This is a genomic window from Cellulomonas sp. McL0606, from assembly GCF_058248365.1.
Window position 1 is genome coordinate 1,039,902 of sequence record NZ_CM177779.1, and the last position, 22,492, is coordinate 1,062,393.

Annotated in this window: 14 protein-coding genes and 8 pseudogenes; 16 read left to right on the forward strand and 6 right to left on the reverse strand. The window is 70.6% G+C overall.

Annotation, left to right across the window (positions count from 1 at the left end; genetic code table 11):
- Positions 1-195: 195 nt before the first annotated feature.
- The 12 genes and pseudogenes from AC38ZX_RS05185 (at position 196) to AC38ZX_RS05240 (ending at position 14,997) form a co-directional block, all read left to right on the forward strand.
- Positions 196-2,013 (forward strand): alpha-galactosidase, encoded by a 1,818-nt coding sequence (locus AC38ZX_RS05185; protein ID WP_491296575.1) that lies wholly within the window; start codon positions 196-198, stop codon positions 2,011-2,013.
- The gene (locus AC38ZX_RS05190) at positions 2,010-4,193 is read left to right on the forward strand and encodes an extracellular solute-binding protein (protein WP_491296576.1); all 2,184 of its coding nucleotides are present in this window, start codon (positions 2,010-2,012) and stop codon (positions 4,191-4,193) included. Before AC38ZX_RS05185 ends, AC38ZX_RS05190 begins: the two co-directional genes overlap by 4 nt.
- Positions 4,193-5,125 (forward strand): carbohydrate ABC transporter permease, encoded by a 933-nt coding sequence (locus AC38ZX_RS05195; protein WP_426594807.1) that lies wholly within the window; start codon positions 4,193-4,195, stop codon positions 5,123-5,125. Before AC38ZX_RS05190 ends, AC38ZX_RS05195 begins: the two co-directional genes overlap by 1 nt.
- Before the next feature lie 50 nt (positions 5,126-5,175).
- A complete protein-coding gene (locus tag AC38ZX_RS05200; RefSeq protein ID WP_491296577.1) occupies positions 5,176-6,798 on the forward strand; it encodes a glycoside hydrolase family 13 protein in 1,623 nt (540 codons plus the stop codon).
- Between the two features lie 53 nt (positions 6,799-6,851).
- Complete coding sequence (locus AC38ZX_RS05205) at positions 6,852-7,580, forward strand: DUF2306 domain-containing protein (RefSeq protein WP_426594810.1); 729 nt, start codon at positions 6,852-6,854, stop codon at positions 7,578-7,580.
- Positions 7,581-7,629: 49 nt separating this feature from the next.
- The gene (locus tag AC38ZX_RS05210; RefSeq protein WP_491296579.1) at positions 7,630-8,208 is read left to right on the forward strand and encodes a pyridoxamine 5'-phosphate oxidase family protein; all 579 of its coding nucleotides are present in this window, start codon (positions 7,630-7,632) and stop codon (positions 8,206-8,208) included.
- A gap of 236 nt (positions 8,209-8,444) precedes the next feature.
- A pseudogene (locus AC38ZX_RS05215) lies at positions 8,445-10,305 on the forward strand (acetolactate synthase large subunit).
- Between the two features lie 68 nt (positions 10,306-10,373).
- Positions 10,374-10,835: pseudogene (gene ilvN / locus AC38ZX_RS05220) on the forward strand (acetolactate synthase small subunit); the annotation flags it as partial.
- A gap of 14 nt (positions 10,836-10,849) precedes the next feature.
- The gene (gene ilvC, locus AC38ZX_RS05225; RefSeq protein WP_491297308.1) at positions 10,850-11,935 is read left to right on the forward strand and encodes a ketol-acid reductoisomerase; all 1,086 of its coding nucleotides are present in this window, start codon (positions 10,850-10,852) and stop codon (positions 11,933-11,935) included.
- Between the two features lie 369 nt (positions 11,936-12,304).
- Entirely contained in the window at positions 12,305-12,682 is a 378-nt protein-coding gene (locus tag AC38ZX_RS05230) for an ASCH domain-containing protein (protein WP_491296580.1), read from the forward strand.
- A gap of 59 nt (positions 12,683-12,741) precedes the next feature.
- Positions 12,742-13,816, forward strand: a pseudogene (locus AC38ZX_RS05235) (3-isopropylmalate dehydrogenase).
- A gap of 70 nt (positions 13,817-13,886) precedes the next feature.
- A pseudogene (locus tag AC38ZX_RS05240) lies at positions 13,887-14,997 on the forward strand (branched-chain amino acid aminotransferase).
- Positions 14,998-15,064: 67 nt separating this feature from the next.
- Here AC38ZX_RS05240 and AC38ZX_RS05245 read toward each other — a convergent pair.
- Entirely contained in the window at positions 15,065-15,703 is a 639-nt protein-coding gene (locus tag AC38ZX_RS05245) for a DUF6069 family protein (RefSeq protein ID WP_426594822.1), read from the reverse strand.
- Between the two features lie 479 nt (positions 15,704-16,182).
- Between AC38ZX_RS05245 and cimA the strand changes: the two are divergent.
- The 4 genes and pseudogenes from cimA to AC38ZX_RS05265 form a co-directional block, all read left to right on the forward strand.
- A pseudogene (gene cimA / locus AC38ZX_RS05250) lies at positions 16,183-17,736 on the forward strand (citramalate synthase).
- 89 nt (positions 17,737-17,825) lie between these two features.
- The gene (locus AC38ZX_RS05255) at positions 17,826-18,683 is read left to right on the forward strand and encodes a hypothetical protein (protein WP_491296581.1); all 858 of its coding nucleotides are present in this window, start codon (positions 17,826-17,828) and stop codon (positions 18,681-18,683) included.
- Positions 18,684-18,704: 21 nt separating this feature from the next.
- Positions 18,705-19,762: pseudogene (gene lplB / locus AC38ZX_RS05260) on the forward strand (lipoate-protein ligase small subunit).
- Positions 19,763-20,103: 341 nt separating this feature from the next.
- Positions 20,104-20,250: pseudogene (locus AC38ZX_RS05265) on the forward strand (sugar O-acetyltransferase); the annotation flags it as partial.
- Between the two features lie 264 nt (positions 20,251-20,514).
- Here AC38ZX_RS05265 and AC38ZX_RS05270 read toward each other — a convergent pair.
- The 5 genes and pseudogenes from AC38ZX_RS05270 to AC38ZX_RS05290 all read right to left on the reverse strand — a co-directional run.
- A pseudogene (locus AC38ZX_RS05270) lies at positions 20,515-20,709 on the reverse strand (DUF202 domain-containing protein); the annotation flags it as partial.
- Positions 20,706-21,071, reverse strand: coding sequence for a YidH family protein (locus AC38ZX_RS05275; RefSeq protein ID WP_491296582.1), 366 nt, complete (start codon positions 21,069-21,071; stop codon positions 20,706-20,708). The pseudogene AC38ZX_RS05270 and the gene AC38ZX_RS05275, both read right to left, overlap by 4 nt.
- Positions 21,072-21,086: 15 nt before the next feature.
- On the reverse strand, positions 21,087-21,359 hold the full coding sequence (locus AC38ZX_RS05280) for a hypothetical protein (protein WP_491296583.1): 273 nt from the start codon (positions 21,357-21,359) through the stop codon (positions 21,087-21,089).
- Between the two features lie 137 nt (positions 21,360-21,496).
- Positions 21,497-21,691, reverse strand: coding sequence for a helix-turn-helix transcriptional regulator (locus AC38ZX_RS05285; protein ID WP_491296584.1), 195 nt, complete (start codon positions 21,689-21,691; stop codon positions 21,497-21,499).
- Complete coding sequence (locus tag AC38ZX_RS05290; protein ID WP_491296586.1) at positions 21,688-22,473, reverse strand: CPBP family intramembrane glutamic endopeptidase; 786 nt, start codon at positions 22,471-22,473, stop codon at positions 21,688-21,690. Before AC38ZX_RS05290 ends, AC38ZX_RS05285 begins: the two co-directional genes overlap by 4 nt.
- Positions 22,474-22,492: the final 19 nt, after the last annotated feature.

A 22,492-nucleotide genomic window follows, 5' to 3' on the forward strand; every position in this document is an offset into this window, starting at 1 on the left:
CGCAGCGCGTCAGCGGCGGACTGGACGCTCCCGTCCCGGTCGCGGTGCTCCCTGAGCACGCCGCGGGCTGGCTCGGCACGCCTGGGTTGGCCGGCCATCGCGCCGGCAGCGACTTCGCGCCGCGACTGAGGATGCTGGAGCTTCGAGCAGGCCGAGGAGCGCCTCGTCGCGCATGCTGCCGACGAACGGGCCGGCTTGCGGGCGACCCTGGAGATCGAGGTCACGTCGTCCGGTCTTGTGCGCCTGCGTGCCACCGTGCACAACACCGGCGGCACCGCGTTCGACGTCGAGGCCGTCCTGCCGACGCTCCCCGTGCCGGACACCGCGACCGAGCTGCTGGACACGACGGGTCGGCACCTGCGCGAGCGCAGCCCGCAGCGACTGCCGTTCGTCGTCGGCACGCACCTGCGCGAGAGCCGCCGGGGGCGGCCAGGAGCCGACGCGACGCTCCTGCTCGTGGCGGGAGAGGAAGGCTTCGGGGCGCGGTCCGGCCGAGTCTGGGGGGTGCACGTCGCGTGGAGCGGCAACCACCGCGTGCTGGCGGAGCGGGCCATCTCGGGGGAGAGCCTGCTCGGGGGCGGTGAGCTCCTGCTGCCCGGTGAGGTCCGCCTGGAGCCGGGGGAGTCGTACGAGTCACCCTGGCTGTACGGCAGCCACGGCGACGGGCTCGACGAGCTGGCGTCCCGGTTCCACGACCACCTGCGTGCGCGACCGCACCACCCGCGCACGCCCCGACCGGTCACGCTCAACACCTGGGAGGCGGTGTACTTCGACCACGACCTCGACCGCCTCACCGAGCTGGCCGGGCTCGCGGCCGGGCTGGGCGTCGAACGGTTCGTGCTCGACGACGGCTGGTTCGGGTCGCGGCGAGACGACAGCCGTGGGCTCGGCGACTGGTACGTGTCGCCCGAGGTGTGGCCCGAGGGGCTGCACCCGCTCGCCGACCACGTGACGGCGCTCGGCATGCAGTTCGGCCTGTGGGTCGAGCCGGAGATGGTCAACCCGGACTCCGACCTCGCGCGGGCCCACCCGGACTGGATCCTCGGTCCGCCGGACCGCGTCCCTCCCTCGTCGCGCCGGCAGCAGGTGCTCGACCTGGCGCACCCGGACGCGTTCGACCACATCCTCAGCCGGCTCGACGCGCTGCTCGTCGAGTACCCGATCGCCTACCTCAAGTGGGACCACAACCGCGACCTGGTCGACGCCGGCCACGGTCCGCTCGGGACGGCGGGCGTGCACGGTCAGACCCTCGCGGTCTACCGGCTGCTCGACATCGTGCGCGGACGCCACCCGGGTCTCGAGATCGAGTCCTGCGCGGCCGGCGGTGCGCGCGTCGACCTCGCGATCCTCGAGCGCACCGACCGGGTGTGGGCGAGCGACTGCATCGACCCGATCGAGCGCGAGCAGATCCAGCGCTGGACGAGCTGCTCCTGCCCCCCGCTGATCGGCGAGCATGTGGGCGCCCCCGTCTCGCACTCGACCGGACGGCAGCACACGCTCGACTTCCGCGCCGCCTCCGCGTTCTTCGGTCACCTCGGGGTGGAGTGGGACGTCTCGCGTGCCACCGACGAGGAGCGCGCTCGGCTGGCCGAGTGGATCGCCGCGCACAAGGCTCTGCGCGGACTGCTGCACACCGGTCGCCGCGTCCATGCGGACCACCCCGACCCAGCCCTGCGGGTCCACGGCGTCGTCGCCGTCGACCAGGGCGAGGCCGTCTATGCGGTCGTCCAGCTGACGACGACCCTCACCTATCCGAGCGGGTGGCTCCGGCTGCCCGGTCTCGATCCGGACGGCGTCTACGACGTGCGCCCGCTCCCGCCCGGGAACCGCATCGAAGGCACGGGCCAGAGCCCGTTGCCCTGGTGGACGGACGGCGTCCGGATGTCCGGGTACGCACTGTCCGAGGTCGGGGTTCGTGCTCCCGTCCTCTACCCCGAGCGCACCGTGCTGGTCCGGGCCACGCGCATCGACGCGCCGCAGCCCGCGCACATCTCCCCAGGAGGCATCGCATGACCTCATACCGGGCCCGTCTTGCCGCGTGCCTCGCAGCGGCGGCCCTCGTCGTCCCCCTCGCTGCATGCTCCAGCAACGACGGACGCGAGACCATCCAGTTCTTTCAGTTCAAGGGTGAGGCAAAGCAGTACTTCGAGGACCTCACCGCACAGTTCGAGAAGCAGAACCCCGACATCAAGGTCGTCATCCAGAACGTCGCCGACCCCGAGACCGCCTTGCGTACTCGCTTGGTCAAGAACGACGTACCGGACGTCATGACGCTCAACGGCAATGGCACCTACGGCGAGTTCGCGTCGGCGGGGATCTTCAAGGACTTCCGGGACGACCCCCTCCTCAAGGAGATCAACCCCGGGTACATCAAGGTCGTGAAGGCGCTCGGTGAGAGCAGTCCGGACGCGGTCAACGGGATCCCCTTCGCGGCGAACGCCTCGGGCATCTTGTACAACGAGGCTCTGTTCAAGCAGGAGGATGTGGCCGTCCCGACCACGTGGGACGAGCTCCTCGCCGCGGCGAAGAAGTTCAAGGCCGCGGGCATCACACCCTTCTACGGGATGCTCAAGGACGCATGGACCCCGCAGTCGCCGCTCGCGCCCTTGACGGCCCAGACCGCGCCGGCGAACTTCTTCCAGGACCGGTTCGCGGACAAGACCACGTTCTCCAAGGGCTGGCGGACGGCGATCGACGAGCTCGGCGAGCTGTATCAATACACGCAGCCGGATCCCGGGGCGTTCGGGTACCAGGACGGCACCCGAGCCTTCGCCGAGGGCGAGTCCGCGATGCTGCTGCTCGGCAGCTACGCCGTGCCGCAGATCCGGACGTTCAAGCCGAAGTTCACGGTCGGCTCATTCGCGCTGCCGGCCACCAACGACGCCGCCAAGACCACGCTCGTCTCGGGTGTGGACGTCCTCGTCACGCAAGGTGCGCACTCGAAGCACGCCGAGGCGTCGGAGAAGTTCATCCGGTTCCTGATGCAGCCCGACGTGGTGCAGAAGTACTCCGAGGCGCAGGTCGCGATCCCCGCGATCGCAGGCGCCTCCAACAACGACCCGGCGCTCGAGGGCATCCAGTCGTACATCGACGACGGGCGGTTGGTGGGGTTCACCGACCACCAGTTCATCCCGGCGATCCCCTTGGCGCCGCTGCTGCAGGAGTACCTCACCGACAAGGACGCCAACAAGATGCTCACCAAACTCGACGAGAAGCTGGGACAAGGTCGCCGCGCGACGCACCTGGGGACTCGGGGCGGTGAAGTCATGACCACCACCGAGGAGCGGGTCAAGCCACCCGTCGACACCCCGCCGGTGAAGCGCAGAGGCATAGCGTCACGCACCCCCAGGACCTTCTACTGGATGGTGCTGCCGGCGTTCGCACTGTTCTTCCTCTTCCACACCGTCCCTGTGCTGCAGGGCATCTTCTACAGCTTCACGGACTCACCCGGGTACGGGCCGTACAACTTCGTCGGCTGGGCCAACTACAAGGCGTTGTTCTCGGACGACCGCGTCCGGCACTCCTACCTGTTCACCTTCCAGTTCGCGATCGTCGCGACGATCCTGGTGAACGTCATCGCGCTCTCGATCGCGGTGGCGCTGAACAGCAGGATCAAGTTCAAGACGTCGCTGCGGGCCGTGTACTTCGTGCCGCAGATCCTGTCGATCATCGTCATCGGCTACGTGTTCCAGTACCTGTTCACGTTCTCGATCCCGGCGATCGCGAAGGCGCTGGGCAATGAGAAGTTCTCGTCGTCGATCCTGGCGGACCCGAGCCTGGCCTGGATCGCCATCGTGATCCTGGCGGTGTGGCAGGCGGCGGCGTTCAACATCATCTTGTACATCGCCGGGCTGCAGACAGTGCCGCCCGAGCTCTACGAGGCCGCGTCGTTGGACGGCGCGTCCGCCTGGCGGAAGTTCCGCAGCATCACGTTCCCGATGATCTCGGCGTTCTTCACCATCAACATGGTCCTGGCGCTCAAGGGCTTCCTGCAGGTGTTCGACCACGTGATCGCCCTGACGGGCGGCGGACCAGGGACGGCGACCGAGTCGGTCTCCGTCCTCATCTACAAGGGCGGTTTCCAGGGTGGTGAGTTCGGCTACCAGATGGCCAACTCCGTGATCTTCATGATCGTCATCATCCTGTTCGCGCTCGTCCAGCTCCGTGTCCTGCAGCGTCGAGAGGTGTCGTGATGAGCGCCCCGGTCCTGACCGATCGTCCGGCCAGCGAAGAGATCGTCCTGACGGGCGACGCCCTGCCGCCCAAGGTCGCCAAGCGCCGTCGGCAGCGCGACGGGGACGGCGACGAGGGCGGCAAGCGGAACTGGTGGCTCACGGGCCTCCTGATCTTCCTGTCGCTCAGCATCCTCGTGCCGATGTACCTCGTGGTGGTCACGGCGCTCAAGACGCCCGACCAGCTCACGGGCGCGGGGTTCACCTGGCCGAACCCGATCCGGTGGGCCAACTTCAGTGACGCCTGGAAGCTGACCAACTTCGGCCGGTCGTTCCTGAACAGCGCGATCATCACGGTCTGCTCGGTGACGCTGACGCTGCTGACCAACTCGATGATCGCCTACGCGATCGCCCGCAACATGCACAAGAGGCTGTTCAAGGGCCTGTTCTTCTACTTCATCGCGGCCCTGTTCATCCCGTTCCCGATCATCATGCTGACCGTGGCGAAGCTGACCGCCCAGCTGCACCTGGACAACCAGATCGGCCTGATCCTGCTGTACGTGGTGTTCGGGCTGTCGTTCAACATCTTCGTGTACGTCGCCTACATCCAGTCGATCCCGAAGGAGCTGGAAGAGGCCGCGGTGATGGACGGCGCCAACACGTGGACGGTGTTCTGGAAGGTGATCTTCCCGCTGCTCACGCCGATCAACGCGACCGTCGGGATCCTCGCCGCAATCTGGGCCTGGAACGACTTCCTGCTGCCCCTGATCATCGTGTCCGACCCCCGAGGCGCCACGATCCCGCTCCAGCAGTACGTTTTCCAGAGCCAGTTCAGCAGCAACTACACCGTCGCCTTCGCGTCGTACCTGATGGCGATGATTCCCATGATCCTCGTCTACGTCTTCGCGCAGCGGTGGGTCATCTCCGGCGTGACGAGAGGTGCCATCAAGTAAGCTGGAGCGCCCAGGATGCGCCGTGGTGGACCCGAGCCGTCGTCTACCAGGTGTACCCGCGGTCGTTCGCGGACTCGAACGGTGACGGGATCGGTGACCTGCCCGGAGTCCTGACGCACCTCGACCACCTCGTCGAGCTCGGCGTGGACGTCGTCTGGCTGTCGCCGGTCTACGCCTCCCCGCAGGACGACAACGGCTACGACATCAGTGACTACCAGTCGGTCGACCCGATGTTCGGCACGCTGGACGACCTCGACGCCTTGATCACGGCCCTGCACGCGCGGGGCATGAAGCTCGTCATGGACCTCGTCGTGAACCACACCTCCGACGAGCACCCGTGGTTCGTCGAGTCCCGCGACCCGACGAGCCCGAAGCGGGACTGGTACTGGTGGCGCCCGCCCCGTGCGGGCCTGGAGGCGGGGGCGCCGGGCGCCGAGCCGACCAACTGGGGCTCGTTCTTCTCGGGGCCGGTCTGGGAGCTGGACGAGCCGAGCGGCGAGTACTACCTCCACCTGTTCGCCCGCAAGCAGCCGGACCTCAACTGGGAGAACGACGAGGTCCGGCAGGCCGTCTACGCCATGATGCGCTGGTGGCTCGACCGCGGGGTGGACGGCTTCCGCATGGACGTCATCAACATGATCTCCAAGGACGTCTCGCTGCCCGACGGACCGGTGAGCCACGGCGTGTGGGCCGACGGTTCGGCGTCGTACGTCTGCGGCCCGCGGATCCACGAGTTCCTGGCGGAGATGCACCGGGAGGTGTTCGCCGGCCGTCCGGACCGGTTGCTGACGGTGGGCGAGATGCCGGGCGTCACGGTCGACCAGGCCCGGGACTTCACGGACCCGTCGCGCGCCGAGGTCGACATGGTGTTCCAGTTCGAGCACGTCGGTCTCGATCACGGTCCGGGAGGCAAGTTCGACGTGCACCCGCTGCGGCTGGCTGACCTCAAGGCGTCGTTCGGCCGCTGGCAGACCGGACTGGCCGAGACGGGCTGGAACAGCCTCTACTGGGACAACCACGACCAGCCGCGCGTGGTGTCCCGGTTCGGCGACGACGGACGGTTCCGACGAGAGTCCGCGACGATGCTCGCGACCGTCCTGCACCTGCATCGCGGCACGCCGTACGTCTACCAGGGTGAGAGCCTCGGGATGACGAACGCGCACTTCACGCGCCTCGACCAGTACCGCGACATCGAGACGCTGCGGCACGTGGCGGAGTCGGGGTCGATGGTGGGCATCGCCGAGATGGGGCGTGACAACGCCCGCACCCCGATGCAGTGGTCGACCGGCCCGAACGCCGGTTTCACCACCGGCACCCCGTGGATCGACGTCAACGCGAACTTCGGCGTCGTCAACGCCGTCGCCGAGCGCGCGGACCCGGACTCGGTGTTCCACCACTACCGCCGTCTGGTCGCCCTGCGGCACGACGACCCGGTCGTGGCGCTCGGCGACTTCACGATGCTGCTGCCCGACCACGAGCACGTCTACGCCTTCACGCGCTCGTTCGACGGGGTCACCCTCACGGTCCTCGGCAACTTCTCCGGGTCGTCGCAGGACGTCTCGCTCGCCGACGACCCGGGCGAGCTGATCCTGTCCAACTACGCGGCGCCGGCCCCGCCGCTGCGCCCGTGGGAGGCGCGCGTCTACCGGCGTGGGGGTCAGCCACCGTCCTAGCGCGTGGGTTCGCCCCACAGACGCTGACCTGCGGCGATCCCTAGCGTCGAGACATGACGACGACAGGCGCACCGCCCCGCACCGCTCGGTCGGTCGGCACGGCTCCGCGCAACCGGGTCGGCTGGACGTGGATCCTGCTCTCGTCGCTCGCGATCGCGGTCTACGCGGTCAGCCCGTACCTCACCACACCGCTCCACGAGCTGGCCGGCGACAAGGTCGGCCTCGCCGCCGCCTACGAGGGCAAGCCCGCCTGGGTGCACGCCGTGTTCTACGCCCACGTCGGCGCCGGTGGGATCGCGCTGGTGCTGGCCCCGGTCCAGTTCTGGGCAGGCCTGCGCGACCGCTTCCGGGTCGTGCACCGAGCGGTCGGCCGCCTGTACCTCGTCGCGGTGCTGGTGGCAGGGGTGGCGGCGCTGACTCTCGCCCCGGTCAACTCCGCGGGGATGGTCGGGTTCTTCGGGTTCGGCACCCTGGCGATCCTCTGGGTCGGTACGGGCTGGCGCGGCTACCACGCGATCCGGGGCGGCGACGTGCCGAGCCACCAGGCCTGGATGATCCGCAACGTCGCGCTGACCTACGCCGCCGTCACGCTGCGCCTCTGGACCGGGTTGCTCATGGGGCTGCAGTCGCCGTGGATCTCGTCGGGCGCCGACGCGGACGCGGCGTTCGCCAACGCCTACGCGGCCGTCCCGTTCCTCTGCTTCCTGCCCAACCTGGTGGTCGCCGAGTGGCTGGTCCGGCGCCGCCGCCTGCCGTCGTTCCGGCTGGTGAGCCCAGCCTGAATCCGGTGGACGGCCGGACGTAGGCTCGAGGCAACCGGGAGGAGCTGTCGTGGGCAAGGTGCACGAGAAGATCGACGGCCGGCTGCGGACGTTCATCGAGGCGCAGCCGATGTTCTTCGTCGCGACCGCGCCGAGCGGCCCGGACGGGCACGTGAACGTCTCGCCCAAGGGGATCGGGGGGACCTTCGTGGTGCTCGACGAGCACTCGGTGGCCTACCTGGACATCACGGCCAGCGGCTCGGAGACCATCGCGCACCTGCGCGAGAACGGCCGCATCACGATCATGTTCTGCGCGTTCCAGGGGCCGCCCAACATCGTCCGGCTGCACGGTCGCGGCCGCTTCGTCACGCTCTACGACGAGGGCTTCGACGAGCTGTCCGCGCTGTTCCCGCCGACCGCCGGGGCCCGCGCGGTGATCGTCGTGGACGTCGAGCGGGTCGCGGACTCGTGCGGGTACGGCGTCCCGCTGATGAGCCTGGACGGCGAGCGCGACCTGCTGCCGCCCTACATGGGACGCAAGGGCGTCGAGGGTCAGGCGGACTACCGCCGGCTCAAGAACCGCACCAGCATCGACGGGCTGCCCGCGTTCGACATGGATCCCGAACCGGCCGACCCGTCCGCCCACTGATCACGTGAACCACGATGTGAGACGCGCTGCCGGTGGCGTGACATGCACGAGACCTGGGCGTACTGTCGTCCCCGTGCACATCACCCTCGTCGTAGTACTTCCTGAGCGCGCCGGCTGAAGCCTCCCGCACAGGCCTCGTCAGCGCGCTCGCCCCTCGTCCAGCCCGTTCCGTGGCTCGAGGGGCTTTTCTGTGTTCATCGCCAGCCAGCACCAACGCAGCACCCAGGGAGACATCGATGGTCCAGGGCCCACACCCGGCACCGCCGCGCACGCCCACCTCCGCCCCGACGACGGCGGCCGTCACCACGCCCCGACTCCCCGCAGCCACCACCAGCGCGATCGGGCCCGAGCAGGTCACCGGCGCGCAGTCGATCGTCCGCTCGCTCGAGGAGGCAGGTGCCGAGGTCGTCTTCGGCATCCCGGGCGGCGCGATCCTGCCCACGTACGACCCGCTGATGGACTCCACGCGCCTGCGCCACATCCTGGTGCGCCACGAGCAGGGCGGCGGCCACGCGGCCGCGGGCTATGCCGCGGCGACCGGCCGCGTGGGCGTCTGCATGGCGACCTCGGGCCCCGGGGCGACGAACCTGGTGACCCCCATCGCCGACGCGCACATGGACTCCGTGCCGCTGGTCGCGATCACCGGGCAGGTGGGTGCCTCCCTCATCGGCACCGACGCGTTCCAGGAGGCCGACATCGTCGGCATCACGCTCCCGGTGACCAAGCACAACTACCTCGTCACGGACCCGGACGACATCCCACGCGTGATCGCCGAGGCGTTCCACATCGCCTCGACCGGCCGTCCCGGTCCGGTGCTCGTCGACATCGCGAAGTCGGCGATGCAGGCGCGCACCACGTTCTCGTGGCCGCAGGAGCTCAACCTGCCCGGCTACCACCCGGTGACCAAGCCGCACGCCAAGCAGATCCGTGAGGCGGCGCGGCTGATCGCCACGTCGCGCAAGCCGGTGTTCTACGTCGGGGGAGGTGTCATCCGGGCACGCGCGGCCGCCGAGCTCAAGGCGCTGACCGAGGCCGCCGGCGCCCCGGTGGTGACCACGCTGATGGCCCGCGGCGCCCTGCCGGACTCGCACCCGCAGAACCTGGGCATGCCCGGCATGCACGGCACGGTCGCGGCCGTCGCCGCGCTGCAGAAGGCGGACCTGATCGTGGCGCTCGGCGCCCGGTTCGACGACCGCGTGACCGGCCTGCTGTCGAGCTTCGCGCCCGGCGCGACCATCGTGCACGCCGACATCGACCCCGCGGAGATCGGCAAGAACCGCACGGCGGACGTGCCGATCGTCGGGGATCTCAAGGAGGTCATGGCCGACCTGCTGCCCGAGCTTCGCCCGCGAGCACGTCCAGCACGGCAAGCCGGACCTCGAGGGATGGTGGCGCCAGCTCGACGAGTGGCGCGCGACGTTCCCGCTCGGGTACGACGAGCCGGCCGACGGCCACCTGTCGCCGCAGTACGTCATCTCGCGCATCGGCGAGCTGTCCGGGCCGGAGTCGATCTTCGCGGCCGGCGTCGGCCAGCACCAGATGTGGGCCGCGCAGTTCATCAAGTACCAGCGGCCCAACTCGTGGCTGAACTCCGGCGGCCTCGGCACCATGGGCTACGCGGTGCCGGCGGCCATGGGGGCCAAGGTGGGCGACCCGTCGCGCACCGTGTGGGCGATCGACGGCGACGGCTGCTTCCAGATGACCAACCAGGAGCTCGCCACCTGCACGATCAACGGCATCCCGATCAAGGTCGCCATCATCAACAACTCGTCGCTGGGCATGGTCCGCCAGTGGCAGACGCTGTTCTACGAGTCCCGCTACTCCAACACCGACCTGAACACCGGGCACGGCACGGTGCGGATCCCGGACTTCGTGAAGATGGCCGACGCCTACGGGTGTGCGGGTCTGCGCTGCGAGACGGCCGCGGACGTCGACTCGACCATCAAGCGCGCCCTCGAGATCAACGACCAGCCCGTGGTCATCGACTTCACCGTGTCGCGCGACGCGATGGTGTGGCCGATGGTCGCGGCGGGCGTGAGCAACGACAACATCCAGTACGCGCGTGGGATCAGCCCCGCGTGGGACCGCGAGGAGTGACTGAGATGAACCGCCACACGCTGTCGGTCCTCGTCGAGAACAAGCCCGGCGTGCTCACGCGCGTCGCCGGCCTGTTCGCGCGACGGTCCTTCAACATCCACTCCCTCGCGGTCGGTCCTACCGAGCACGACGAGATCTCGCGCATCACGGTGGTCGTCGACGTCGACGAGCACCCGCTCGAGCAGGTGACCAAGCAGCTGAACAAGCTGATCAACGTCATCAAGATCGTCGAGCTCGAGGACGCCGCCTCCGTGCAGCGCGAGCCCATGCTGGTCAAGGTCAAGGCCGACACCACGCAGCGCACCAGCGTGCTCGAGGTCGTCCAGCTCTTCCGCGCGCACGTCGTCGACGTCGTGCCGGACACCGTCGTCATCGAGGCGACCGGCGGCCCCGGCAAGCTCGATGCCCTGCTCGCCGCCCTGGAGCCGTTCGGGATCCGCGAGATCGTGCAGTCCGGCACGGTGGCGATCGGGCGCGGCTCGCGCTCCATCACCGACCGCGCCCTGGAGCGGGTCAACAGGTCTGCCTGAAGATCCGCCTGAGCATTCCTTTCCGTCAGCAGCAAGCAAGCAGAAGAACCACACACCGAGGAGATTCCACCGTGGCCGAGCTGTTCTACGACGACGATGCCGACCTGTCCGTCATCGCCAACAAGAAGGTCGCCGTCATCGGCTACGGCAGCCAGGGGCACGCGCACAGCCTCAACCTGCGCGACTCCGGCGTCGACGTGACCGTCGGCCTTCGCGAGGGCTCGGCGTCCCGCGCCAAGGCCGAGAACCAGGGCCTCAAGGTCGCCTCGATCGCCGACGCCGTGCGCGACGCCGACGTCGTCGTCATCCTGGCGCCGGACCAGTTCCAGCGGATCGTGTACCGCGAGGAGATCGAGCCCAACCTGAAGGACGGCGCCGCGCTCGTCTTCGGCCACGGGTTCAACATCCGCTTCGGCTACATCAAGCCGTCGGCCGGCCTCGACGTGATCATGGTCGCGCCCAAGGGCCCCGGTCACCTGGTGCGCCGCGAGTACGTGGACGGCCGTGGCGTCCCGGTCATCGTGGCCGTCGAGCAGGACGCGTCGGGCGAGGCGTGGCCGCTGGCCCTGTCCTACGCCAAGGCGATCGGCGGGCTGCGTGCCGCCGGCATCAAGACGACCTTCACCGAGGAGACCGAGACCGACCTGTTCGGTGAGCAGGCCGTCCTGTGCGGTGGCGTCTCGCAGCTCATCCAGTACGGCTTCGAGACCCTGACCGAGGCCGGCTACCAGCCCGAGGTCGCCTACTTCGAGGTCCTGCACGAGCTGAAGCTGATCGTCGACCTCATCTTCGAGGGTGGCATCACCAAGCAGCGCTGGTCGGTGTCCGACACCGCCGAGTACGGCGACTACGTGTCCGGCCCCCGCGTCATCACGCCCGACGTGAAGGCCAACATGCAGGCCGTGCTGGCCGACATCCAGTCGGGGGCGTTCGCCGACCGGTTCATCGCCGACCAGGACGCCGGCGCCCCGGAGTTCAAGGCCCTGCGCGAGAAGGGTCAGAACCACCCGATCGAGCCCGTCGGCCGCGAGCTGCGCAAGCTGTTCGCCTGGGTCAAGCCGTCGGACTCCGACTACGTCGAGGGCAGCGCCGCGCGCTGACCGGTCCACGCACCACCCCGAACGGCACCGCCGGCCTGGCCCGCGGTGCCGTTCGGCGTTCCACCCCCCGCTGAGTGCGTCGCCGGGCGGACCGCTCCGACGGCGGCGCGTGTGGCGTGCGCGCGCATGTGGTCGGGCGGTTAGGGTCGGTCGGGCGCGTGCGCAAGGATGGGTGCACCGACGACGGAGGGACGACGATGACCGACGAGCAGGCACCGACGCAGGGCACGGTCGGGGAGGTCGAGGATCTGCGGATCTCGGCGTTCTGGCAGGCCGCCCGCGGTCACGTCGGGCTCGGCAAGATGGACGCGGTCATGGGCGGCACCCCGGACGACGTCGTGCCGCCGCCGTCCTGGTCGTACGGCGACGGTGCAGAGGCCGACGAGCTTCCTCGGCCGCGTGCTCGACGGCACCAAGTCCGGCACCGCGACCCTCCTCGCGCAGCTGCAGGGCGAGGGTATCGAGGTGCCCCGCGTCGGCGACCTCTCGATCGTCACGGACGCGAACGGTGAGCCCCGGGCGGTCCTGCGGACCACCGAGGTCGAGGTCGTCCGGTTCGACGAGGTCTCCGGCGAGCACGCGGCCGCCGAGGGTGGCCCCGACGCGTCGCTGGAGTCGTGGGTCGCCGAGCACGAGGCGTCGTTCGGGGCGGTGCTCGGGGACGCGTTCACGTCGGCCTCCGAGGTGGTCCTGGAGCGGTTCGAGATCATCTACCCCACCAGCGGTCCGACGCCGGCCGTCGACTGACCCCTGCCACAATTTGAGACGCCCGTCCCGAGCCGTGGGACGGGGGTTAGGCTCGATCCATGGTCGACACCTCTGCTGCCCAGCACATCAACCTCGCCGTCGTGGCGGGGGACGGCATCGGCACCGAGGTGGTCGAGCAGGGTCTCCTGGCGCTCGACACGGCGCTGCACGGCGGCCCGGTCACGGTGTCGACGACCGACTTCGACCTGGGCGCGCGCCGCTGGCACGCGACCGGCGAGACGCTGACCGACACCGACCTCGACGCGATCCGCGGGCACGACGCGATCCTGCTGGGTGCCATCGGCGACCCGAGCGTCCCGTCGGGCGTGCTCGAACGGGGGCTGCTGCTCAAGCTTCCGCTTCGCGCTGGACCACTACGTCAACCTGCGCCCGAGCCGCCTGTACCCCGGCGTGACGTCGCCGCTCGGCGACCCCGGCGAGATCGACTTCGTGGTGGTCCGTGAGGGCACCGAGGGTCCGTACGTGGGCAACGGCGGCGCCATCCGCGTCGGCACGCCGCACGAGGTGGCCAACGAGGTCAGCGTGAACACGGCGTTCGGCGTGGAGCGCGTGGTCCGCGACGCGTTCGCCCGTGCCGCGGCCCGCCCGCGCAAGAAGCTGACGCTGGTGCACAAGCACAACGTCCTGGTGCACGCCGGCCACCTGTGGCGCCGCACGGTCGAGGCCGTGAACGCGGAGTTCCCCGACGTCACCGTCGACTACCTGCACGTGGACGCGGCGACGATCTTCCTGGTCACCAACCCGTCGCGGTTCGACGTGATCGTCACCGACAACCTGTTCGGCGACATCCTCACGGACCTCGCCGCGGCCATCACCGGCGGCATCGGACTGGCGGCGTCGGCCAACATCAACCCGGACCGCACCGCGCCCAGCATGTTCGAGCCCGTGCACGGCTCGGCCCCCGACATCGCGGGCCAGGGCAAGGCCGACCCGACGGCCACGGTGCTGTCGGTCGCGCTGCTGCTCGAGCACCTCGGCCTGACGGATGCGGCCGCCCGCGTCGAGCAGGCCGTCGCCGACGACATCGCGGACCGCAAGGGCCAGGACTCACACACGCGAGTACGTTCGACGGCCGAGGTGGGCAAGGACCTCGCCGCGCGCATCGCCGGCTAGTCCTGCGCAGAGACACCCGGCCGTCCTCACCGGTACCGTCGTTTCCGACTCTGGTGAAAGGCCCCCGATCATGAGCACCCTGGCAACACCCACGTCCGCCGACACATTCGAGATCACGCGGACCGACACACCCGTCCCCGACGCGCAGCGCGAGGCAGCGCTGGCCGCGCCGAAGTTCGGCACCGTGTTCACCGAACACATGGCCCGCATCTCGTACTCGCAGGAGACCGGCTGGTCGAACCGGCGCGTCGAGAAGTACGGCCCGCTGCAGATGGACCCGGCCACGGCCGTCCTGCACTACGCGCAGGAGATCTTCGAGGGTCTCAAGGCGTACAAGCACCCCGACGGCTCGGTCTGGACGTTCCGTCCGCAGTCCAACGCCGCGCGGTTCGCCAGGTCGGCCCACCGCCTCGCGCTCCCCCCGCTGAGCGAGGCCGACTTCCTCGGTGCCATCCAGGCCCTCGTCGCGACCGACGTGGCCTGGGTGCCCGGCGGCGAGGAGACGAGCCTGTACCTGCGACCGTTCATGTACGCCTCGGAGAAGCTTCCTCGGCGTGCGGCCCTCGCTCGAGGCCGAGTTCCTGGTCATCGCGTCGCCCGTCGGCCCGTACTTCGCCGGCGGGGTCCGGCCCGTGTCCATCTGGGTCGCCGAGGACTACCACCGCGCCGGCGCGGGTGGCACGGGCGGCGCCAAGTGCGGCGGCAACTACGCCGCGAGCCTGCTCCCGCAGCAGGAGGCCTACGCCAAGGGCTTCGAGCAGGTGTGCTTCCTGGACGCGTCGACCAACACCTACCTGGAAGAGCTCGGCGGGATGAACGTCTGCGTCGTGTACGCCGACGGCAGCGTCGCGACGCCGCCGGTCTCGGGCTCGATCCTCGAGGGCGTCACCCGCTCCTCGATCCTGCGCCTGCTCACCGACGCCGGGCACGAGGTCTCCGAGCGCCCGATCACGCTGGCCGAGCTCAAGGCCGGGCTCGCCGACGGCAGCGTCAGCGAGGTGTTCGCCTGCGGGACCGCCGCGGTGATGACGCCGATCGGCCGGCTCGCGGGCGAGGGGTTCGACCTGACCGTCGGCGACGGCACGGCCGGTCCGATCACGACGCGCATCCGTGCCGAGCTGACCGACATCCAGTACGGCCGCGCGGCCGACCGGCACGGCTGGCTCCACCAGCTGGCGTAGAGCCGCACAGCGAGACGGCCGGTCACCCGACGATGGGTGACCGGCCGTCCGGCCGTGCGCAGGCGAGCTACTCGACGACGCTGCCGGGCCGCAGCGTGCGGGCGAGCACGCCGGACAGCAGCGACCAGATCGCGATGCCGATGATCAGGTTGAGCAGGCCGGTCGCCACTGCCTGCTTGGTCGTGCCGCCCCACGTGAGCGGGATGAGGGCCGCGACCACCAGCGCCAGGAACATGATCCAGCCGAAGAACGCACGCGGTCGAGGTGTGGTCATCACGAGCAGCTGCAGGAGGGCACCCGCGACGACGGCGCACAGGATGCCGCCGACGATGTAGGCGGCGGCCTCCGAGTCCGTGCCGAACAGGTCTTTGATCAGCAGGTTGATCTTGATGATCTGATCGAGGATCACCACGCCCACGAGCCCGACGAGCGCGGCGACGACGGCGGTCGCAGCGACACCGGCCCAGTAGCGACCGTTGTCGACGGACGGAGCGGTGGATCTCGGCGGCGCCACAGGGACCGGGTAGGCGACTGCCACCGGCTCCACCGCCGGGGGCAACGGTGCGGGTGCGACCGGCTGGGGCGCCGGCACCACGGGCTGGGGCGTCGTGGGGGCCGCGAGGTGCGGCGGGACCGATGCCGCTGGCTGGCCCGGCTGAGGCTGATAGGCCGACTGGCGATCGGGCGGCGGGTTGGGGATCGACATACGGTCTCCTGGATCTCGTCCCACGTGCGGCCGGTCGGCCGCATGACCCCACGCTAGCCACGAGCGGACAGACCCGTGCGATCCGGCACGCGATCGACTGGTCGGCGCGTGGACCGTGTGTCCAAGGGGTGGAACGCGTGACCGCGGCACGTGACGTGTGCCACGATGCGAGGGTGAACAGCACCACCCTCATTATCGAGTAGCGCGTCGGCACACCCGCTGACGCGCAGACCTCCCGTACCCCGGGGGGTCTTTTTGTTGGTCGAGGCACCACCCCCGCCCCGGCTACCGTCGACTGCACCGGCACACCCCGCCGGGCCGTGAAGAGCAGCAGCACCGACGTCGCAGGTGAACGTTCGTAGGTGAAGCACCCAGTCCGTCCGTAGCCGCACCGAAGAGAGCACATCGTGTCCGTCCCCGCACTGAACTCGTTCCAGGTCTACGACACGACCCTGCGCGACGGCGCCCAGCAGGAGGGCATGAACCTCTCGGTCGCCGACAAGCTGCTGATCGCGCCGCTGCTCGACGAGCTCGGGGTCGGCTTCATCGAGGGCGGCTGGCCGGGTGCGGTGCCCAAGGACACCGAGTTCTTCAAGCGTGCGGCCAAGGAAGGCTCGACTTCCGCAACGCCGAGCTCGCGGCGTTCGGCAGCACGCGCAAGGCCGGTACGCGCGCGGTCGACGACCCGCAGGTGCGGGCCCTGGTCGACTCCGAGGCGCCCGTCGTGGCCATCGTCGCCAAGCACGACCTGCGGCACGCCGAGCGCGCGCTGCGCACGACGGGCGAGGAGAACATCGCGATGATCGCGGACACGGTCGCGTTCCTCGTGCGCGAGGGGCGCCGGGTCGTCGTCGACGCGGAGCACTTCTTCGACGGCTACCGCTTCGACGCGGCCTACTCGCGGGCGGCCGTCCTGGCCGGGTTCGAGGCGGGCGCCGAGGTGGTGGCCCTGTGCGACACCAACGGCGGGATGGTGCCGGCGTGGGTGACCCAGATCGTGCACGAGATCCGCGACGCCGTCGGTCCGGGCGCGATCCTCGGCATGCACGCGCACAACGACTCGGGCTGCGCCGTGGCCAACACGCTCGCCGCGGTCGAGGCCGGCTGCACCCACGTGCAGGGCACCGTCAACGGGTACGGCGAGCGCACCGGGAACGCCGACCTGCTGGCCGTCGTCGCCAACCTGGAGCTGGAAGTACGACCTGCCCGTGCTCAAGACGAGCGAGGGACGCCCGGGCGGACTGCGGGACCTGACCCGCATCGCGCACGCGATCAGCGAGATCACGAACATCTCGCCGTTCGCGCGCTCGCCCTACGTGGGGGCCAGCGCGTTCGCGCACAAGGCGGGGCTGCACGCGTCCGCGATCCGGGTCGACCCGGACCTGTACCAGCACACCGATCCGGCAGCGGTGGGCAACGACATGCGGATGCTCATCTCGGACATGGCCGGTCGCGCGTCCATCGAGCTCAAGGGTCGTGAGCTGGGCTTCGACCTGGCCGACCGGCCCGAGGTGCTCGGCCGGGTCACGGACCGTGTCAAGGACGCCGAGGCCAACGGCTACACGTACGAGGCGGCCGACGCGTCGTTCGAGCTGCTGCTGCTCGAGGAGCTCAACGGGCAGCGCACCCAGTACTTCGCCGTCGAGTCGTGGCGCGCCATCGTCGAGCGCCGCGGACCCCGGGGGACCCCTGCCACAGCGGAGGCCACCGTCAAGCTGCACGCCGGCGGCGAGCGGATCGTCAGCACGGGCGAGGGCGTCGGACCGGTCAACGCGCTGGACCACGCTCTGCGTCAGGCGCTGCTGCGGGTGTACCCCGAGCTCGAGACGTTCGAGCTGATCGACTTCAAGGTGCGCATCCTCGACTCGAACTACGGCACCGACGCGATCACGCGGGTGCTCATCGAGATGAGCGACGGCAAGGACGTCTGGAGCACGGTCGGCGTGGGCCCCAACCTGCTCGAGGCGTCGTGGGAGGCACTGACCGACTCGGCCATCTGGGGCCTCTACCACCACGGCATCGCGCCGCGCTGAACTTCATCCCTGCGCTGCACAGCCACGCCGCCTAACCTCGGGACCTGACGGTCGCGACCCGGTGGCCGGTCCGGCGGAAGGTGGCGGCGGTGTCCGACCCGCTCTCGTCCGACCCGTCGGGGTCCGAGGGTCGAGGCCGATCGTCGGCTCGCGGGTGGTGGTGGCTCGTCGCGGCGGTCGGCGCGCTCGCGGTCCTCGTGCTGCTGGTGGCCGAGCCGTGGTCGGTCCAGACGGAGCCGAACCCCACCGGCGCCGCGACCCAGAGCCCGACGACGCCCGCGCCCGAGCCGTCCCCGACGCCCTCGGTCTCCGTCGCGCCGCCCGGGTCCGACGTGGTGTTCGACGCGACGACGAGCCTCGGCCTGTTCGTGACGGCCTCGGACCTCGTCGCCGACGTGCCCGCGGCGAAGTCCGGGGTGACGGAGCAGCTGACGTCCGGTGAGCTGCCGTGGGGGCTGCCCCCAGCGACGGCCGTCGAACCCGACACGTGCACCCTCGCCGTGACCGTCGTCGCCGCCCAGCCGGCGTTCTACGACGCGCGCAAGTGGGGCAACGACACGATGGACTTCCAGCAGGACCTGACCGTCCTGCCCGACCCGCCCGCGGCGCGGGAGGCGTTCCGGGAGCTGGTGACGACGATCGACGCGTGCCCGACCTATCGCGAGGTCAGCAACGGGGTCGAAGGTGCGCAGTGGACCGCCCAGCCGGCGATCGAGGGCCAGGGGGTGTACCCGTCGATCGTGCTCCAGATCGACCGGACCGTCGGCGGGGCGACGATCCCCGGGTACGAGGGCCAGATGCTCGTCGGCAACACCATCGTCTCGTGGACGGCGCAGGCCTTCTCGACGGCGCCGCCGGAGACCGCCCTGACCACGTTGGGCGGTCCCGAGTCGCTGTCCGCGATGGTGCAGGGCCGCGCACAGCTGGCGGTCCGCGCGCTCGGGTAGGCGCTCGCCTAGGCTCTCAGCGTGCATGGTGAGTACAAGATTCCGGGCGGCAGCTCGTCGCGGTCGACCTCGACGTGGTGGACGGGTTCCTGCGGCACGTGAGCGTGAGCGGCGACTTCTTCCTCGAGCCGGACGAAGCCCTGGAGGTGTTGTCCGGGGCGCTCGAGGGGCTCCCCGTCGACGCGGGCGCCAGCGTCCTCGCGCAGAGCGTGACCGAGGCCCTGCAGTGGTTCCCCGGGCCGGTCACGATGGTCGGGTTCGACGCGCGCGCCGTCGCGATCTCGGTCCGGCGCGCGCTCGGCTACTCGACGGTCTGGAGCGACCACACGTTCGAGCTGCTCCACCCGGGACCGCTGCCGCCCGCGCTGCACGCCGCGCTGGACCAGGTGCTCACCGAGGAGCTCGCCGCCGGCCGGCGCGGGCCCACGCTGCGGTTCTGGGAGTGGGTGGAGCCCGCCGTGATCATCGGGTCGTTCCAGTCGCTGCGGAACGAGGTCGACCTGGCCGCGGCGCAGGCCTACGGCATCACCGTGGTCCGTCGGATCTCCGGTGGGGGTGCGATGTTCATGGAGGCGGGCAACTGCATCACGTTCTCGATGGTGGTGCCCGCCTCGCTGGTCGACGGGATGACGTTCGAGGAGTCGTACACGTTCCTGAACCAGTGGGTGCTGGGCGCGCTCGCGGACGTGGGCGTCCGGGCGACGCTCTCCGGGCTGAACGACATCTCCTCGCCGGCGGGCAAGCTGGCCGGCTCGGCGCAGAAGCGGGTGGTCGGCGGTGCGGTCCTGCACCACGTGACGATGTCCTACGACATCGACGCCGACAAGATGCTCCAGGTGCTGCGGATCGGGCGCGAGAAGCTCTCGGACAAGGGCACCGCGAGCGCGAACAAGCGGGTCGACCCCGTTCGGTCCCAGACGCAGCTGCCGCGCGAAGCGGTCATCGACGCCTTCGTGGCGCACTTCCGGCGGCAGTACCCCACCGTCGACGGCGCGCTTCGGCCCGAGGAGCTCGCGCGGGCGGGTGAGCTGGTCGAGACGAAGTTCGGCGACCCGGCCTGGACCGCTCGCGTGCCCTAGGGCGTGTCTCGGCGCGCGTGCGAACGACCCGGAAGAGGATCGGGGGATGCCCGGTGACCGCCTCATGCTCATCCACGGCCCCGAGTTCCAGGCCATGGCCGAGCGGGTGCTGCGCGTCACCGAGCTTCACCTCGCGCCTGAACGTCCTGCCCTTCGACGACGACGCGGGCAAGGCCGCCCTCTTCGAGCAGATCCTGGGGCGGCCGCTGCCCGCGCGCACGACGATCTACCCGCCCTTCTACACGGACCACGGGCTGAACCTGGACCTGGCCGAGCGTGTGTTCATCAACCAGGGCTGCGCGTTCCTCGACTACTCCGGGATCCGGCTCGCGGAGCGCGTCATGGTCGGGCCCAAGGTCACGTTCATCACCGGAGGGCATCCCGTCGACCCCGCGGAGCGTCGGCTGTACCTCACGGGCGCACCCATCGACGTGGCCGAGAACGTGTGGATCGGAGCGGGCGCGACGATCCTGCCGGGCGTCACGATCGGTCGCGACGCCGTGATCGCCGCCGGTGCGGTCGTGGCCGACGACGTCCCGGCGGCGAGCCTGGTGGCCGGCCCGAAGGCCACGGTGCGTCGGAGCTGGTGCGTAGGCGCCGTGCAGCAGGACGAAGCCGAGCGCGCCGATGCCGAGCAGGACCAGCCCGCACGCGCAGACCGCGACGAGACGCCCGCCGACGCCCTGGTCGTCGCGACGGGTGCTGCGGCGCTTCGACGTGATCGCGAGCGCCGCGGCGACGATGGCGCCGATCCCCGCGATGCTCCAGGCGGCCGCTCCGGCGAACGTCTGCAGGACGTGGGCCGCGGCCACGCCCCCGGCGGTCAGACCCAGCGCGGTCCGGCGCCAGGCCAGGTGCGTCCGCTCGGCCGCCAGCCCGGTGGCCTGGTCGTCGCGCAGGTCGGTGCCGCCGGCGTCGTGCCCGTCGTCGCCGACGGTCTCGCTCATGCCGTCGCCAGCCCGATCAGCACCAGGAGGCCCGCCACGCACACGCCGACGACCAGGAGCCCGAACGGGGACGGCGCAGGGAGGGGCGTGCCGAGCCGGACCGCTCGTTCGGCCTGCGCCCAGCCGATCCACGCGGTCACCGGCGCGACGAGCCCGACGACCACCAGGACGATCGCCGCCGAGAACCGCAGGTGCTCCTCGATGGGCAGGTCGAGCGCCTCGAGCGCCACGCCGCCCGCCAGCAGGGCGAGCGACGTCCGGATCCAGGCCAGGAACGTGCGCTCGTTGGCCAGCGAGAACCGGGCGTCGGGCTCCGTGCCCACGCCATAGACCCAGCGGGGGAACCTTCTGTCGTCGGCCACGTGCTCATCTTCGCGTCAGGTGCGGCGGCTGAGCACCACGAACGCGCCGATCAGCGTGGCGTAGACCACGAGCACGGTCAGCTGGACCACAGCCAGGGGATCGGCGCCGAAGGTCACCGCAACCGTCGCGACGCCGATCGCGACGACGGCCGCGATGGCCGCCCAGGCGAACGCGCCGGCGACGATCGCCCGGTCTCGCTCGTCCGGCTGGCCGGCGAGGGTCCGGCTAGCGGTGCCGGTCGACCCGGGCCGTCGCCAGGACCGCCACAGGGCGACACCGGCGAGCACCAGGAACAGCAGCCCGCCGACGACGGCGCCGGCGGCGGTGTCGGGTTCACCGATCGCCAGGAATTAGGCCGACAGAGCGAGGACCGCGGAGCCCGGCCGCCAGCAGGGGCACGGCCGCTCGCAGAGGACGGCGCGACTCACCGGTCGACGTGGAAGATCTCCTCGATGGTGCGGTCGAAGTGGTGCGCGATGGCGAAGGCGAGCGGGAGGGACGGGTCGTAGCGGCCGGTCTCCAGGGAGTTCACCGTCTGCCGGGACACCGCGAGGGCCTCGGCGAGCGCGGCCTGGGAGAGGCCCGACGCCTCGCGGAGCCGACGGATCTCGTTCCTCATGCGGGTTGCACCGACTCGGGCGTCGGTGCCACAGCGATGCGGGCGAGTACGGCCAGGTCGATCAGGACGTGCAGGACCATCGGGATGACGAGGCTGCCGGTGGACAGGTAGAGGCCGGCGAGCACGGCACCGAGTGCGCCTGAGGCGAGCATCCCGAGGCCGCCCTGGTACCAGTGCGCGAGGCCGAACAGCGCGCCTGCGGCGACGATCACGACGACCGGCGCGGCGCCGCGGAGCACCGTCGCGAGGGCCAGCACGACGAGTCCGCGGTAGGTGACCTCCTCGGTGACCCCCGCGCTCAGGGAGAGCCACGCCCAGCCGCGTCGGTCGGCCGACGACACCGGGTGCATGGGGTGCGCCGGCGCCGGGGTGCGCCGGACCCCGGGAAGCCGGCGGCGCAGGACGAAGGCCGCGATCGCGACCACGGCGAGACCGATCGCGGCGCCGAGGAGGATCGCCAGCGCGCTGTCAGCGCCGGGGGAGCGCGCGAGCACGGGGAGCCGCAGCCCGAGCTCGCGGAGCGAGACGCCCGGCAGCACGACCACCAGGGCCACGACGGCGAGGCCGAGGATCCAGCCCTGCCGCGTCCAGCGGCGGTAGAAGCGGACCCGGACCGCCCGCCGATGCTCCGGGTCGCCGTCCAGGTGCGAGAGGAAGCGGCGGTAGGCGCGGCGTCCGGTCACCGGTTCGAGCGCTACGAGCGCGAGCGCCGCGGCGACGAGGGCCACCGCGGTGACCGCGGGCAGGTCGAGCTCCTGCAGGGCGTCGAGCGTGCCGGTCACCTGGTGCCTCCGTAGCCGC